The sequence below is a fragment of the Polyangiaceae bacterium genome (genome assembly GCA_015075635.1).
Lineage (GTDB): Bacteria > Myxococcota_A > Polyangia > Polyangiales > Polyangiaceae > JADJKB01.
Genome location: JABTUA010000001.1, coordinates 2,231,167 through 2,245,065, shown reverse-complemented (window position 1 = coordinate 2,245,065; position 13,899 = coordinate 2,231,167). Strand labels below are relative to the sequence as shown.

Annotated in this window: 11 protein-coding genes; 8 read left to right on the top strand and 3 right to left on the bottom strand. The window is 70.1% G+C overall.

Translation table 11 applies throughout. The features are described from left to right. The first annotated feature begins 1 nt into the window (after window position 1). Window positions 2–616 (top strand): hypothetical protein, encoded by a 615-nt coding sequence (locus tag HS104_10155; GenBank protein MBE7480329.1) that lies wholly within the window; start codon window positions 2–4, stop codon window positions 614–616. Between the two features lie 3 nt (window positions 617–619). On the opposite strand, the gene HS104_10150 is transcribed toward HS104_10155, so the two are convergent. Next, window positions 620–1,597, bottom strand: coding sequence for an alpha/beta fold hydrolase (locus HS104_10150; protein ID MBE7480328.1), 978 nt, complete (start codon window positions 1,595–1,597; stop codon window positions 620–622). An 89-nt stretch (window positions 1,598–1,686) separates the two neighbouring features. On the opposite strand from HS104_10150, the gene HS104_10145 reads away from it, so the two are divergent. From HS104_10145 to HS104_10120, 6 genes are all read left to right on the top strand, one after another. Beyond that, window positions 1,687–2,604 (top strand): LysR family transcriptional regulator, encoded by a 918-nt coding sequence (locus HS104_10145; protein ID MBE7480327.1) that lies wholly within the window; start codon window positions 1,687–1,689, stop codon window positions 2,602–2,604. A gap of 34 nt (window positions 2,605–2,638) precedes the next feature. Continuing rightward, window positions 2,639–3,862, top strand: coding sequence for an efflux RND transporter periplasmic adaptor subunit (locus HS104_10140; GenBank protein MBE7480326.1), 1,224 nt, complete (start codon window positions 2,639–2,641; stop codon window positions 3,860–3,862). After that, window positions 3,859–4,539: an ABC transporter ATP-binding protein gene (locus tag HS104_10135; GenBank protein ID MBE7480325.1), complete on the top strand. Its 681-nt coding sequence runs from the start codon at window positions 3,859–3,861 to the stop codon at window positions 4,537–4,539. The genes HS104_10140 and HS104_10135 overlap by 4 nt, the downstream gene beginning before the upstream one ends. After that, complete coding sequence (locus tag HS104_10130; GenBank protein ID MBE7480324.1) at window positions 4,536–5,702, top strand: ABC transporter permease; 1,167 nt, start codon at window positions 4,536–4,538, stop codon at window positions 5,700–5,702. Before HS104_10135 ends, HS104_10130 begins: the two co-directional genes overlap by 4 nt. After that, window positions 5,699–6,865, top strand: a complete 1,167-nt coding sequence (locus HS104_10125; protein MBE7480323.1) for an ABC transporter permease — start codon at window positions 5,699–5,701, stop codon at window positions 6,863–6,865. The genes HS104_10130 and HS104_10125 overlap by 4 nt, the downstream gene beginning before the upstream one ends. A gap of 554 nt (window positions 6,866–7,419) precedes the next feature. Next, window positions 7,420–11,232, top strand: coding sequence for a protein kinase (locus HS104_10120; GenBank protein ID MBE7480322.1), 3,813 nt, complete (start codon window positions 7,420–7,422; stop codon window positions 11,230–11,232). Here HS104_10120 and HS104_10115 read toward each other — a convergent pair. Beyond that, the gene (locus HS104_10115; GenBank protein MBE7480321.1) at window positions 11,225–12,190 is read right to left on the bottom strand and encodes a c-type cytochrome; all 966 of its coding nucleotides are present in this window, start codon (window positions 12,188–12,190) and stop codon (window positions 11,225–11,227) included. The genes HS104_10120 and HS104_10115 overlap by 8 nt on opposite strands. 4 nt (window positions 12,191–12,194) lie before the next feature. Continuing rightward, the gene (locus HS104_10110) at window positions 12,195–12,551 is read right to left on the bottom strand and encodes a c-type cytochrome (GenBank protein MBE7480320.1); all 357 of its coding nucleotides are present in this window, start codon (window positions 12,549–12,551) and stop codon (window positions 12,195–12,197) included. An 81-nt stretch (window positions 12,552–12,632) separates the two neighbouring features. Here HS104_10110 and HS104_10105 point away from each other — a divergent pair, with 81 nt between their 5' ends. Next, window positions 12,633–13,865 (top strand): hypothetical protein, encoded by a 1,233-nt coding sequence (locus tag HS104_10105; GenBank protein MBE7480319.1) that lies wholly within the window; start codon window positions 12,633–12,635, stop codon window positions 13,863–13,865. Window positions 13,866–13,899 lie beyond the last annotated feature (34 nt).

Here is a 13,899-nt window from a genome sequence, read left to right as displayed (position 1 = left end):
CATGAACGGCCTCCGCATCGACGTCGAACGCTTCGTGAGCCTGACCTTGGCGCTGGCGGCGGGCGCGTGTGCGCCAGCGCCGGGCCCGGCTCCTGCCCCGAGGACCATCGTGGCGGTGCCCGAGCCGGAGACCGCCGCCGAGCCGGAGACCGCGAGCAGTCAGGCGCCCGAACACCACAAGCCAGCCGCGCTCGCCTGCGACAACGACGTCGGCGAGGTCTCCTGCTCGTTCATCGACCCGAAACGCTACGGCGGCCCCATGTGCGAGGGCTTCGACGGCTCCTGCGAGCTCCTGAAGAAGGGCTACGGCTACCGCCGGCGCGTCGCAGCCGCCGTGGCCCGCTGCTGGGAGAGCGTCGGGCCGCGGGCGTGCGACATGTTCGTGCGCAAGACCTGCTACCGCAAGGGACTGGCCGACGCCTGTCCGGATCCGAGCTTCGAGCCGTTCTGTGTGGGGGTGCTCGAGCGCTGCAAGGCCAAGGGCCAGCGCGCCGACTTCAGCCTGCCCGAGTGCGTCAAGGCGCTCTCGTCGCTCGAAGGTGGCAATCTCGAGTGGGCAAAGTCGGCGATCGGCCCGAGCGCCGAGGGCTGCCAGCTGATGTTTCCGGTGTACTGAGGCTCACGCCCGGCCGTACGCCAGATCCAGCGCCACGTCCTCGTCGTCGATGTTCCAGGGCGCGCGGCCGCGCTTCGGGCGGAAGTGCTGCTTGCCCGCCGCCAGGTCGTCGATGAACCAGCGCACCTCGCGCCAGAGCGTGTCGGTGAAGCGCGGGTGGAAGAAGCCGAAGTGCCCGACGGCGTCCACCCCGAGCTCGGCCGGGATCACGCGCCGGTGCTCGAGCGGGGCGCTCGAGAGCGCGCCGAGGAACTGGCTCACTGCGCCTTCGGGCGCGAAGTCGTCGTCGCTCATGCTGTAGAACAACGTCGGCTTGTCGAAGCGCGCGAAGCGACGCCGCGCCGCCGGGTGCTCGCTCATCAGGTAATCGGGGTGGCTGCACCAGCGCGCCCACTGCTCGGCCACGCCCTTCGGCAGGTCCTCGCCGATGCCGGCGGCGCCCGGTAGGTAGCCGAAGCTGCGGGTCAGGGTGGGCAGCATCACGTTCCAGACGAAGCCGAGCTTCATCCGCCCGAAGAGGGGCCAGTGCCCGTAGTAGCCGAGCTGCGCGCCGACCAGCACGGCGCCGGTCACGTCGCGCGCGTCGTCGAGCAGACCGAGCAGCTGGCCGCCGAAGCTGTGGCCGACGAGCACCAGGGGCTCGGCGCCATGGCTCTGCTTCGCGTAGTCGAGCACGCTCCGCGCATCGAGCTCGGCCCAGTCGCTCATACTGGCGGGAAAACCCCGGAGGTTCAGCGGGCGCGACGCCCCGACACCGCGGTAGTCGTAGCTGAGCACGCGGTAGCCGGAGCTCGCCAGATGCTCGGCGAAGCGCGAGTAGTAGCTGGCCGGCACCGCTGTGGCGCCGTTGATGACGACGGTGGCCCGGGCGGGCTGGCGGGGCTCGAACAGCGTCGCTCCGAGACCGAAGCCGTCCTGGGCGATGATGCGAAGACGGCGTCCGAGGCTCGCTCGGCTCTCGGCGGGCTTCTCTCGATTCATGGTAGACCTCCTTCTGGCCAGAGCATGGAGTCGTGAGCCCGCCTCCGCTCGCGGCATGATCGCAGGGGCATCCTGCATTTCTGCACCGCATGATCGACTGGGACGACCTCCGCATCTTCCTCGCCGTGAGCCGCGCCGGCACGCTGGCCCGAGCCGGCAGCGCCCTCGGCATCAACGCCACCACGGTCGGTCGCCGGCTCGAGAAGCTGGAGGAGACCGCGGGCGCGCGCCTGTTCGACCGCACACCGGAGGGCTACGCGCTGACCCGGGCCGGGCACGAGCTCCTGCCGCGGGCGGAGCGCATGGAGAGCGAAGCGCTCTCGCTCGAGCGCAGCATCAGCGGAGCGGACCGGAAGGCCGCGGGGCTGGTGCGCCTGAGCGTGACCGAGATGCTGGGCACCCGCTTCATCGCGCCCCACCTGCCGCGATTCCACCAGCGGCACCCGGAGATCCTGCTGGATCTGTCCTGCACCAACCGGAGCGTGCAGCTCGCCCGCCGGGAGGCCGACATCGCGCTCCGTTTGGCACAGCCCCGCGAGGAGAACCTGGTGGTGAAGAAGCTCACCGCCATCGACCTCGGCTTGTACGCGGCGAAGGGCTACCTGGAGCGCGCCGGGCGTCCGCCGGGCCTCGCCGATCGTCTCGACGGCCACGACGTGATCTTCTTCGCCGACGCGCGGCCCTTCGCCGTGGAGAACGAGTGGCTCTCTGGCCGGCTGGGGCGCGGCCGCATCGTGATGCGCTCGGACAGCGTGAGCGCCATCTTCAGCGCGACGGTGGCCGGGCTCGGCATCGGGCTCCTACCCGTGATCGTCGGCAACGCCGAGCCGAGCCTCGAGCGCATCGCGAGCGAGGACGCGCCGGAGCCCCGCGTGGTCTGGCAGGCGGTGCACCGAGATCTGGCGCGCGCCACGCGGATCCGGGCCGTGCTGGACTTCCTGGGCGAGATCGTCGTCCCAGCCACACGCGCCCGCGCCAAGAAGCGTGCAGCGCCCAGCGGCCGTTGACCGGCCGGCGGGCGCGCACTAAGTGAGGGCCGGGATGGCGGACCGGCTCTCGAACGACCTCGCGTCGCTCAAGCTCGACCGCGAGACCAGCGACGGTGGATCGCCCTGGCTCAAGCGCCTGGTCTGGCTCGCGGTCATCGCTCTGCTCGGCGGCGGCGGTTACTACGTGGCGCTGCCCCGGCTCGAGGCGCAGTTCTTCAAGCCCGAGGTCCTGGTGACGGAGATCTCGACCATCACCCCGGCCCAGGCCTCGGTGAAGCTCACCTCCAGCGGCTACGTCGTCGCGCAGATCTCGAGCGACGTCGGCCCGGTGGTGGCCGGCCGCGTGAAGAGCATCTCGATCAAGGAGGGCGACGTGGTCAAGGCGGGCCAGGTCATCGCCATCCTGGAGAACTCGGATCGGAAGAGCGCCATCTCCGCAGCCCGCTCCCAGGTCACGAGCGCCGAAGCGCGAGCCCAGGTGTCCCGGGCCGATCTAGCGGCCATGGAGATCAAGGCCAAGCGCGAGCGGGCGCTGGCCAAGGAGGGCGTGAGCGCCCCGGCCGTCGCCGACGACCTGGAAGCGCAGATCGCCGCGCAGAAGAAGGTGGTCGAGGCCGCCGACGCGCAGACCAAAGCGGCGCGCTCGGAGGTCCGAAACCTGCAAGTGAACCTCGACTACATGACGGTGACCGCGCCCATCGACGGCACGGTGGTCGGCAAACCGGTCGGCGTCGGCGCCATGGTGGGGCCCTTCGTCGGAGCGCTGGCGAAGCTGGTGGACCTCGGCTCGATCATGGTCGAGACCGACGTACCGGAGGGGCGCGTCCACACCCTGGCGCTGAAGGCCCCGACCGAGATCTTGCTCGACGCCTTCCCCGGCAAGCGCTTGCGCGGCGAGGTCGCCCAGATCGGCCCGCGGGTGGATCGCGCCAAGGCCACCGTGACGGTGAAGGTGAAGTTCGTGGACGCCGCCGACGGCGTGTTGCCGGACATGGCGGCGCGCGTGAACTTCCTGGGCGAGCAGCTGACCGAGAAGAGCATGAAGGAGCCGCCCAAGGTCGTCGTGCCCGGCTCCGCAGTCACCGAGCGCGCCGGAGCCAAGGTCGTGTTCGTGATCGACGGCGGGCGCGTGCGCATGCGCCCGGTCACGCTCGGGCCGCCCATCGGCAACGGCTTCGAGCTGGTGGAGGGGCCGCCCAGCGGCACCCGCGTCGTCAAGGATCCGCCCAAGGAGCTGGCGGACGGTAGGGACGTCAAGGAGAGGCAGGGGACGTGAGCGAAGCAGAACCCATCATCACCCTCCGGGGAGTCAACAAGACCTTCACCCGCGGCAAGGAGAAGCTGGAGGTCCTGAACGAGCTGGATCTCGACATTCCGAAGGGCTCGTTCGAAGCGCTGATGGGCCCGAGCGGATCGGGCAAGACGACGCTGCTCAACCTGATCGCCGGGCTCGACCGGCCTTCGAAGGGCAGCGTCGAAGTCGCGGGCAAGGACATCGCGAAGCTCGGCGACTCGGAGCTGTCGCGCTGGCGTTCGCAGCACATCGGCTTCATCTTCCAGCACTTCAACCTGATCCCGGTGCTGACGGCGCTCGAGAACGTGGAGCTGCCGCTGCTCCTGACCAAGCTGCCGGCACCGGAGCGGAAGAAGCGCGCGGCCACCGCGCTGCGCGTGGTCGGCCTCGAGGACCGCATGGGTCACCGGCCCGCTCAGCTCTCCGGCGGACAGGAGCAACGCGTCGGCATCGCCCGCGCCATCGTCCACGACCCGACCATCCTGGTCGCGGACGAGCCGACCGGTGAGCTCGACCGCCACAGCGCCGACGAGATCCTGGGCCTTTTGACCAAGCTCAACCAGGATTTCGACAAGACCATCCTGATGGTCACCCACGATCCGGCAGCGGCGGAACGCGCCAGCATCATACGCAAGCTGGACAAGGGTCAGCTCGTATGAACCTCGCCACCCTCGCGGTGAAGAACATCCGGCGTAACCGCCTGCGCACGGTCCTGACCGTGCTCGGGGTCGCGGTGGCCATCCTCTCCTTCGTGCTCTTGCGTACGGTGCTCGATGCGTGGAACACCGGCGCCGAGCATGCAGCGCAGGATCGGCTGGCGACCTGGCACAAGGTCACCTTCGTGATGCCGCTTCCCAAGCGCTACTTCGAGGAAGTGCGCCAGGTCCCGGGGGTGAAGAAGGCGACCTACCTGAACTGGTTCGGCGCCAAGCACCCGACCCGCGACCGCGAGTTCTTCGCGAACCTTGCCGTCGATCCCGAGACCTTCTTCGACGTCTACGACGACATGGTCGTACCGCCGGCGGAGCTCGCCGCCTGGAAGCAGGACCGGCAGGGCGCCATCATCGGCGCGTCGCTCGCCAAGCAGTTCGGCTGGAAGGTCGGGGACGAGGTCACCCTGGCCGGGAGCATCTACCCCGGCGACTGGAAATTCCGCATCTCCGGCATCTACACCGCCGCCCGACGCTCGGTCGATCAAGCCCAGTTCCTCTTCCACTGGGACTACATGAACGAGTCGCTGCCAGCCGGGCGCAAGGATCAGATCGGCTGGATCACCACCAGCATCGAGGACGTCGGGCGCGGCCCCACCATCGGCACGGCCATCGACAAAGCCTTCGAGGAGCGCGAGATCCAGACCCAGACCATGAGCGAGCGGGCGCTGAACTCGCAGTTCCTCGGCGCCGCGTCCGCCATCCTGACCGCCCTCGACATCGTCAGCATCGTGATCCTGGTGATCATGATGCTGATCCTGGGCAACACCATCGCCATGGGCGTACGGGAGCGCACCCGGGAGTACGGCGTGCTGCTCGCGCTGGGCTTCCGCCCGGGACACATCGTCAGCTTCGTGATCGGGGAGAGCTTGACCGTGGGCTTCTTGGGCGGCGTCGTCGGCCTGGGGCTCAGCTACCCCATCGTGCAGCAGGGCATGGGCCGCTGGCTGGAAGAGAACATGGGCTCCTGGTTCCCGTACTTCCGCATCCCCGCGCTGGTCTCCCTGGGTGCCATCGGCATCGCGGTGATGCTCGGCCTGGTCGCCGCGCTGATCCCGGCCTGGCGCGCCTCGAAGCTCGACGCCGTCGAGGCGCTCCGGAGGCTCGGGTGATCCCCCTGTCCTACAACGTGCGAAACCTCGCGGTGCGCAAGGCCACCACGGTCGCCTCCGCCGGCGGCATCGCGCTGGTGGTGTTCGTGCTGGCCTCGTCGCTGATGCTCTCCGAGGGCCTCCGGCGCACCCTCGCCACCTCCGGCAAGGACGACACGGTGGTGGTGCTGCGCAAGGGCAACAACGCGGAGCTCTCCAGCACCATCGACGACCCCACGGTTGGCATCGTCCGGAGCGCGCCGGGGGTGAAGGCCAAGAGCGACGGCACGCCCATGTCCGTGGCCGAGCTGATGGTGGTCGCTTTCATGGAGACCTCCGACGGCAAGGGCCGGAGCAACGTGCAGATCCGCGGGGTCCCGAGCGACGTCCTGGACTTCAGGCCGGAGGTACGGCTCCTGGAGGGCCGACCCATCAAGCCCGGCACCGACGAGGTGATGGTCGGGAAATCCATCAGCGGGCGCTTCAAGAACCTCAAGCTCGGCGACTCCTTCGAGCTCCGGAAGAACCGCCCGGTAAAGGTCGTCGGCGTCTACGAGGCGGGCGGCAGCGCCTTCGAGAGCGAGGCTTGGGTGGATCTCGACGTGTTGCGCGAGGCCTTCGGCCGCCGGGGCGTGGTCTCGACGGTGCGGGTGAAGCTCGATTCCCCGAGCCGCTTCGAGGGCTTCGAGACCGCCATCGAGAGCGACAAGCGTCTGGGCCTGGACGCCGTGCCGGAGCGCGAATTCTACGAGAAGCAGAGCGAGGGCACGACGCTGTTCATCACCGTGATGGGCGTGCTCATCGCTGTCTTCTTCAGCGTGGGCGCGATGATCGGCGCGACCATCACCATGTACGCCGCGGTCGCCAACCGCAAGCGCGAGGTCGGCGTGCTGCGCGCGCTGGGCTTCTCGCGCCTGATGATCGTGGCTTCGTTCCTGTTCGAGTCGGTGCTCATCGCCCTGATCGGCGGCGGCATCGGCGCCCTCGCCTCGCTCGCCATGGGCTTCGTGAGCTTCTCGATGATGAACTTCTCGACCTGGAGCGAGATCGTGTTCCGCTTCACGCCCACGCCCGAGATCATCGGAACGAGCCTGCTCTTCGGCGGCGTGATGGGCGTGCTCGGGGGGTTCTTCCCGGCGCTGCGCGCGGCGGCGGTGTCACCCGTCGAGGCGATGCGGGAGTGAGCCCTCCTCGGGGGGATGTCCCTGATTCCCGCTCCGCTGATCGCAGGGAACGCCACGCGACGTTCCCGGACTGTCGAAACAGCCGGCTCCGGCCCACCCCGTCGGGTATCCCCCTCCGGGGACTTCCAAGGGTCGTCGCGAAGCGCGTCCGGCCGGTAACTGCAGGCCCTCCCACCGGAAGCGTGAGTTACCTAGCAGACGCCAAGGACGCCAAGTCCGAGATATCCCAATTTTCGAATCTCTGAGCTTCTTCCTGGCGAACTTGGCGTTCTTTGTGGCGTCTTGGCGGTTCTCTCCCGATCCGAGGCGGCACCGGCAGAGATGTGACCAATCGTGAGATCATGGCCAGACTGCTCGAGTGACTCCAGGGCTCGGCTGACCGCCGAGCGGCGCGAAGTCGAGCCGCTCGGTCACGCACCGAACTACTTCAGGGACACCCCCCCGCGCGGACGTCGCGCAGAACCCGGGAAAACCACCGCCCCCTCCGGTCCGAGGCCTGTTTCCGAACACCCCGGCCTTGGCCCACCCCGACAGGCGCTATCCTTCAGCCCAGGTTGAAGCGCGGAGAAGTCGTCGGCGGCCGATTCGAGGTCCGGAGCCTGGCCGGCTCCGGCGCGATGGGTGTGGTCTGGCGCTCGCTCGACCGGCAGACCGGCGATGCCGTCGCACTGAAGCTGTTGCGTCCGGGCTCCGAGAGCGAACGCTTCCTGCGCGAGTCTCGCTTGCTCGCCGAGCTCGACCACCCCGGCATCGTCCGCTACGTCGCCCACGGCAACTCCGACGAGGGCCCGTATCTGGTCATGGAGTGGCTGGAGGGAGAGAGCCTCGCGCAGCGGCTCGAACGCGCCGAGCTCAGCGCGACCGAGGCGGTGCGCGTGGTCACCGGCATCGCCTCGGCGATTGGCGCGGCCCACCGTCGCATGATCGTCCATCGCGATCTGAAGCCCTCGAACGTGTTCCTGGTGAACCGCAGCATCGAGGACGTGCGGGTGCTCGATTTCGGGGTGGCGCGCCAAGGCGCGCTCGCCGGGGATCTCACCCGCACCGGCGTAATCGTCGGCAGCCCGCGCTACATGGCGCCGGAGCAGGCGCGGGGCGCGAAGGACGTGGGCCCCGCGGCGGACGTCTGGGCGCTCGGTGCCATCCTGTTCCGCTGCCTCACCGGTCACCCCATCCTGCCGGACGGCCCGATGGAGGTGATCCTGTCGGAGCTCTTGCTCTCACCGATCCCAAGGGTCAGCGACAGCCGCAAGGACGTCCCACCCGAGCTCGACGAGCTGGTCGGCCGGCTCCTCTCGAAGGAGCCCGGGGACCGGCCCGCGGACGGCGACGCCGTCGCTCGGGCGCTCGCCGCGCTGCAGCTCGAGGGGGATCTCGATGCTCCGCTCAGCCAGGGAGCCCGAGACGGCGCCGTCTTGACCCTGGCCGAGCAGCGCTTCACCTGCGTCGTGCTGGTGAGCGGCCTCGAGCGCGCGGTGATGGACGCTCCGCCCTTCGATCTGCGCGCTCTGGCCGAGAAGCACGGCGGCACCCTGGAGCGACGCGGTGAGAGTAGGGCGCTGGTGTTCGCCACCCTCGGCACCGCCAGCGACGTCGTCGCGCAGGCCGCGCGCGCCGCGCTCGAGATCCGCCGCCACGCTTCGGGGGTGACGCTCGCGCTGGCGACCGGCGCGGGGCCCGTGGGCGATCTGGCGAACCCCGAACGCAGCGTGGTGACGCGGGCCGAGGCGCTGATCGACCAGAGCGCCTCCGGGATTTTCCTCGACCAGGTCAGCACCGGGTTGCTCGAGTCGCGCTTTCAGATCGAGCGCCGCCCCGGCGCGGCGGGCTCTGCCACGTTGCTCGGCGAGCGACTCGATCCGACGCCGCTGCGCCGGCTGCTGGGACGCTCGACCCCGTGCGTGGGGCGCGAGCGCGAGCTCAGCGTGCTCGAGAGCCTGCTCACCGAGAGCCTGAGCGAGAGCGTGGCGCGGGTGGCGCTCGTCACCGGTAACTCCGGCGTGGGCAAGAGCCGCGTGCGCTACGAGCTGCTCCGGCGCCTGGAGGCCACGGCGCGGAGCGCCGGCAGCAGGCCGCCCGAGATCTGGCTCGGCCGTGGCGACCCCATGGCCGAGGGCTCACCCTTCGGACTGCTCAGCAGCGCGCTGCGCTTCGGCCTGGGTGTCTCTCTCGACACGCCCCGGGACGAGGTGCGCGATCGGTTGGCGGCGCGGGTGGGCAAGGCCCACTCCCCGCACGCGGCCGGGCGCGTCGCCGACACGCTCGCGGACGTGGTCGCCGGCGAGGTCGAGGCGCGGAGCGCGATGAGCCCGGTCTCGGCGGGTGATCTGATGCTCACGGCCTGGGAGGACTTCCTGAGCGGCGAGCTCGACCAACACCCCATCTTGCTCGTGCTCGAAGACCTGCACTGGAGCGACTGGGGCAGCGTGCGGTTCGTGGACGCGGCGCTTCGGCAGCACGCCGACCGCCCGCTCTTCGCCCTGGGGCTGGCCCGCCCCGACGTCACCGACCGCTTCCCCGGCTTGTGGGCGGAGCGGCGCCCGCTCGTGCTCCCGCTCGGGGAGCTCGGGCGCCGCGCCAGCGAGAGCCTCGTGCAGACGGTGCTCGGCGAAGACGTGGCCCCGTCGCTCGTCGCGGCCATCGTCGAGCGCGCCGGCGGCAACGCCTTCTTCCTGGAGGAGCTGATTCGAGCGGTGGCGGAGAGCGGCCCCGAATCCGCACTGCCGGGCAGCGTGCTGGCGGTCGCGGAGGCGAGGCTGGCGGCCCTCGATCCGGAGCTGCGCCAGCTCTTGCGCGCGGCCAGCATCTTCGGCCAGGTCTTCTGGCCCGCCGGCGTGGCGGAGCTTCTGGGACGACACCCGGACAGCGTGCGCGCCGATCTCGCTCGCCTGGGCGAGCGCGAGCTCGTCTCGCGCCGGCGCGGCTCGCGCTTCGGGAGCGTCGAGGAGTACGTGTTCCGTCACGCCTTCGTACGCGAGACGGCCTACTCGATGCTCACCGAGGAGGATCTCCGGCTCGGGCATCGGCTCGCCGCCGCCTGGCTCGAGCGCGCGGGTGAACGGGAGGCGCTGGTCCTCGGCGAGCACTGGCATCGAGGGGGCGAGCTCGGGCGCGCCGCCCCGCACTTCTGCCGGGCGGCCGAGGCCGCCATCCGGGGCAACGACTTCGAGCACGCGCTCGTCCACGCGCGCCGCGCGCTCGAGGCGCGGCCGAGCGGCGAGCTCGCCGGCGAGCTCTACCTCCTGATGAGCCAGGCGCACCAGTGGCGCGGTGAGGCGGAAGAGCGCGAGAGCGCCGCGCGCCAGGCGATGGGGGCGTTCCCGCGTCTCTCTCCGCGCTGGTACGTGGCCGCCGCCGAGACCGCACGCATCGCCTCGCGGGCGGGACGCCACGACGAGGTCTCGGCGCTGTTCGCCGAGGTGGCCGCCGACACCGCGCCGGAGACGGCCGCGGCGCGCGCCGTGGTGCTGGCCCAGCTCTGCGTGCCGGCGCTGCGCGCGGGAAGGACCGAGCTGGCCGGCGAGATCCTCGCCTGCCTCGCCGAGATCGAGAGCCACCTCGCCCCCAGCGACCACGAGGGCCGGGGCTGGATCGCTCGGGCGGAGGGCTACGCCGCTCTCGTGGCCGGAGACGCTGCGACGTACCTGGAGAAGACCGAGTTGGCCGCCCGGTGCTTCGAGGAGGCGAACGAAGAGCGCCACGCCCTCACCTTCCAGACCAGCGTGGGGTTCGCGCACATCGCCCTGGGCCAATACGCCCAGGCCGAGGCCATCCTGCGCGACGTGCTCGCGCGCGCCGAGCGCATGAACCTGGCGCTGACCCGCGCCATCGCCAAGCACAACCTGGGATACGCCGTCGCGCTCGCCGGAGATCTTGCCGCCGGCATCGCCATCGAGCGCGACGCCATCGCGGACGCCGTGAGTCAGCACGACCGCTGGATCGAGTGCGTCTCGCACACCTACCTGGCCGCGCTCTTGAGCCGAGCAGGCAAGCACGCGGAGGCACTCGCTTCGGCGCTGAAGAGTGCCGAGCTGTCCGACCGGCCGAACCGGGTGCTGGCGCTCGCGCTGGCTGCCCGAGCCGAGCTCGGCCGCGGCGATCCCAGCGCGGCGCTCGGCCACGCCACCGAGTCCCACTACCTACTCGAAGAGCTCGGCAGCATCGAGGACGGCGAGGGATTGGCACGCCTGACTTGGGTCGAAGTGCTCCGGGCCAACGGCGAGCGAGAGAAGGCGAGCGCCGCGCTGGACCGAGCGCAGCAGCGCTTGCGCGAGCGCGCCGACAAGATCTCCGACCCGGCGCTCAGGCGGAGCTTCCTCGAGAACGTCCCCGAGCACCGGGAGACGCTCTCGCTCGCGCTCACTTGACGTCGGACGGCGGTACGGCGTTGACCACCGGCTTGACCTGCCGGAGCGCCGCGATGAGCGCGCGCTTGTCCTGTTCGGTCATGCCCTTGTAGTACCACCACGGCATGCCGTAGAGCGGACGCCCCGATTTGCCAATGCCTTCGTTCAGCACGCGCAGGAGGTCGTCGTCGGTGTAGCTGCCGATGCCGGTGGCCTGGTCGCTGGTGATGTTCGCGGCGTAGACCTTGCCCCTTCCGGGCAGCTCCATCATCGTCCCGCCGGAGAGCTCCTTGCCGGGGATGGGCTCCCGTCGCTCGTTGAAGGCGTCGTGGCAGTCGTGGCAGTTGCCCAGGGTGAGGAGCCAGTTGCCGCGCGCGACCACGTCTGCGGGAGCATCGCCTGCCGGTTGGGTGACCGGCGCGGGCACCGCGCGGATGAACATCGAGACCGGGAAGTTCACCTGCATGCGCCCGGGGTCGTTCTTGATGGGCGGGAGCGACCGCAGGTACGCCACGATCGCCAGCGTGTCGGCGTCGGACAACGACGCCGCGAAGGACTTGTACGGCATCATTGGGAACAGCACGCGACCGTCCTTGCTGAGGCCCTCGCGGATGGCCCGGACGATTTCGCCGTCGGTCCAGTTGCCGAGGCCGGTCTCCTTGTCTGGCGTGATGTTGGGCGCGCGGATGATGCCCGGGAAGCCGGGGATCTCGGGGAAGACTCGGCCCTCGTCCAGGTGACCGTCCACCACGGGCTCCCCCGGCTTGCTCTCGTCCACCTTCGAGTGACAGCCGGTGCAGACCGCGACGTGGTTCGCCAGGTAGCGCCCACGCTCGATGGCCTCCGGCGTGTTCGGCGCGGTCAGGTTCTGCGCCGCGCGTGCCTTGGGCAACATCACGTAGAAGCGCGTCACCACGCCGAGCACCGCAAGCACGACCAACGCCACGAGCCCGATCAGGATCTTCTTCACGATCTTCATGCTCTCACTTGCCTCCCAGCCGTCGAAGGTGAAGCACCAAGGCTTCCAGCTGCTCGTGCGAGTACACCGCTCCGAAGGCAGGCATCACACCGCCCTTGCCGTCACGGATCACCCCGTAGAGCTCCTTGTCCGTGCGCACGGCGTGGAACGCCGTGTCCGTGAGATCGCGCGGGCCCGGCTGGCCGGGACCCAGCGGCGGGCCGCCCTTCCCCTCCGGTCCGTGGCAGCGTGCACACGTCGACGCGAAGAGAGCGGCGCCGTCCGGGCGGCGCTCCGCCGCCGCTTCCTTGCTGCACCCCCCAGCGCCGGCCACACACGCGAGCAGCACCGCGCGCGACAAAAGGCTGCTTTCCCACCTCATGACCGCGCAGGATGCCCCGAGTCATTGATCGATCTCAAGTGGGTTCTCCGCCGCCAGGCGCGGGGTGTAACCTCGTAGTCCGTGAAACCCACGACGCTCCGCTTGGTCGGCCTCTCGGCGCTCGCCCTCTCGGCGACGCAGTGCGGGGGCCTCTCGAACTTCCCCGGCGGCAACTGCCCGAACAGCGCGGAGGCCGCCATGAGCGCGAGCTTCGGCTTGAAGGGGGAAGCCGAGGGCAAGGTGAAGGCCGCCCTCGCGGCGGGCGCGTCGCTGCAAGCACTGGCTGTGGAGCTCGAGGCAGACGTGGCCGGCGCCTGCGGCAAGCTGGCCAAGGATCTGGGCGCGAGCGACGCCGACATCGAGCCCAAGGACTCGGGGCCCGGCAAGAAGGCCGAGGCGGCCTGCCAGGCTGCGGTGAAGGTGCTCGGTCAGGTCAAGGCCAAGGCCAAGGGCTCACTCCGGGTGCAGGTGAAGCCGCCGAAGTGCTCCGCCAGCATGGAGGCGATGGCCGACTGCGCCGGCAAGTGCGACGCCAGCGTCGAGCCCGGCAAGGCCGAGGTGAAGTGCGAGGGCGGAGAAATCAGCGGCAAGTGCGAGGGCCAGTGCAAGGGGAGCTGCACCGTCGAGGCCGGCGCCGAGTGCTCCGGAAGTTGCAGCGCCAGCTGCGAGGGCAAGTGCGACGGGGAGATCAGCGGCAAGTGCGACGGCAACTGCAACGGCCGCTGCGACGGCAAGATGTCCGGCGGCAAGTGCGAGGGAGTTTGCGACGGGCGCTGCTCGTCCACGGTCAGCGGGCGCTGCAGCGGCACTTGTAGCGGCAAGTGCAGCGCTGCGTGCACCGTGAAGGGCAAGGCCGAGTGCGAGGGTCAGTGCTCGGGTGGCTGCAGCGTCGAGCTGAAAGAGCCGAAGTGCAGCGGTGAGGTGAAACCTCCGAAGGTCAGCGCGGAGTGCAAGGCGAGCTGCGACGCGCAAGTCAACGCCAAGCTCGAGTGCCAGCCGGCGCGGGTCAGCGTGGGCCTCATCGGCAGCGCCGACGTGCAGGCTGCGATGAAGCTCAAGAGCGCGCTCGAAGCCAATTTGCCGGCCCTCGTCAAGGTCACGCTGGGCATGCGCGCCAAGCTGCAGAAGGCCGTGGCCACCGTGCGCGTCACGCTCGAGGGCGCCCGCGCCGCCGTGAAGGGTGGCGGCGAAGCCGCGCTCAAGGCGGGTGCGTGTCTCGCGGCCTCGATCAAGGCGCAGGCCGAGGCCAGCGCGTCCATCAACGTCAGCGTGAAGGCGAGCGCCAGCGCGAGCGCCAGCGCCGGAGCAGGCTGATGAAGCGAGTCGTCATTTCGGTGGGTCTTCTCCT

Excerpts from the sequence above, each read along its gene's own strand:
- HS104_10155 (MBE7480329.1), top strand. The coding sequence starts at position 2 with ATGAACGGCCTCCGCATCGACGTCGAACGCTTCGTGAGCCTGACCTTG.
- HS104_10150 (MBE7480328.1), bottom strand. The coding sequence starts at position 1,597 with ATGAATCGAGAGAAGCCCGCCGAGAGCCGAGCGAGCCTCGGACGCCGT.
- HS104_10145 (MBE7480327.1), top strand. The coding sequence starts at position 1,687 with ATGATCGACTGGGACGACCTCCGCATCTTCCTCGCCGTGAGCCGCGCC.
- HS104_10140 (MBE7480326.1), top strand. The coding sequence starts at position 2,639 with ATGGCGGACCGGCTCTCGAACGACCTCGCGTCGCTCAAGCTCGACCGC.
- HS104_10130 (MBE7480324.1), top strand. The coding sequence starts at position 4,536 with ATGAACCTCGCCACCCTCGCGGTGAAGAACATCCGGCGTAACCGCCTG.
- HS104_10115 (MBE7480321.1), bottom strand. The coding sequence starts at position 12,190 with ATGAAGATCGTGAAGAAGATCCTGATCGGGCTCGTGGCGTTGGTCGTG.
- HS104_10110 (MBE7480320.1), bottom strand. The coding sequence starts at position 12,551 with ATGAGGTGGGAAAGCAGCCTTTTGTCGCGCGCGGTGCTGCTCGCGTGT.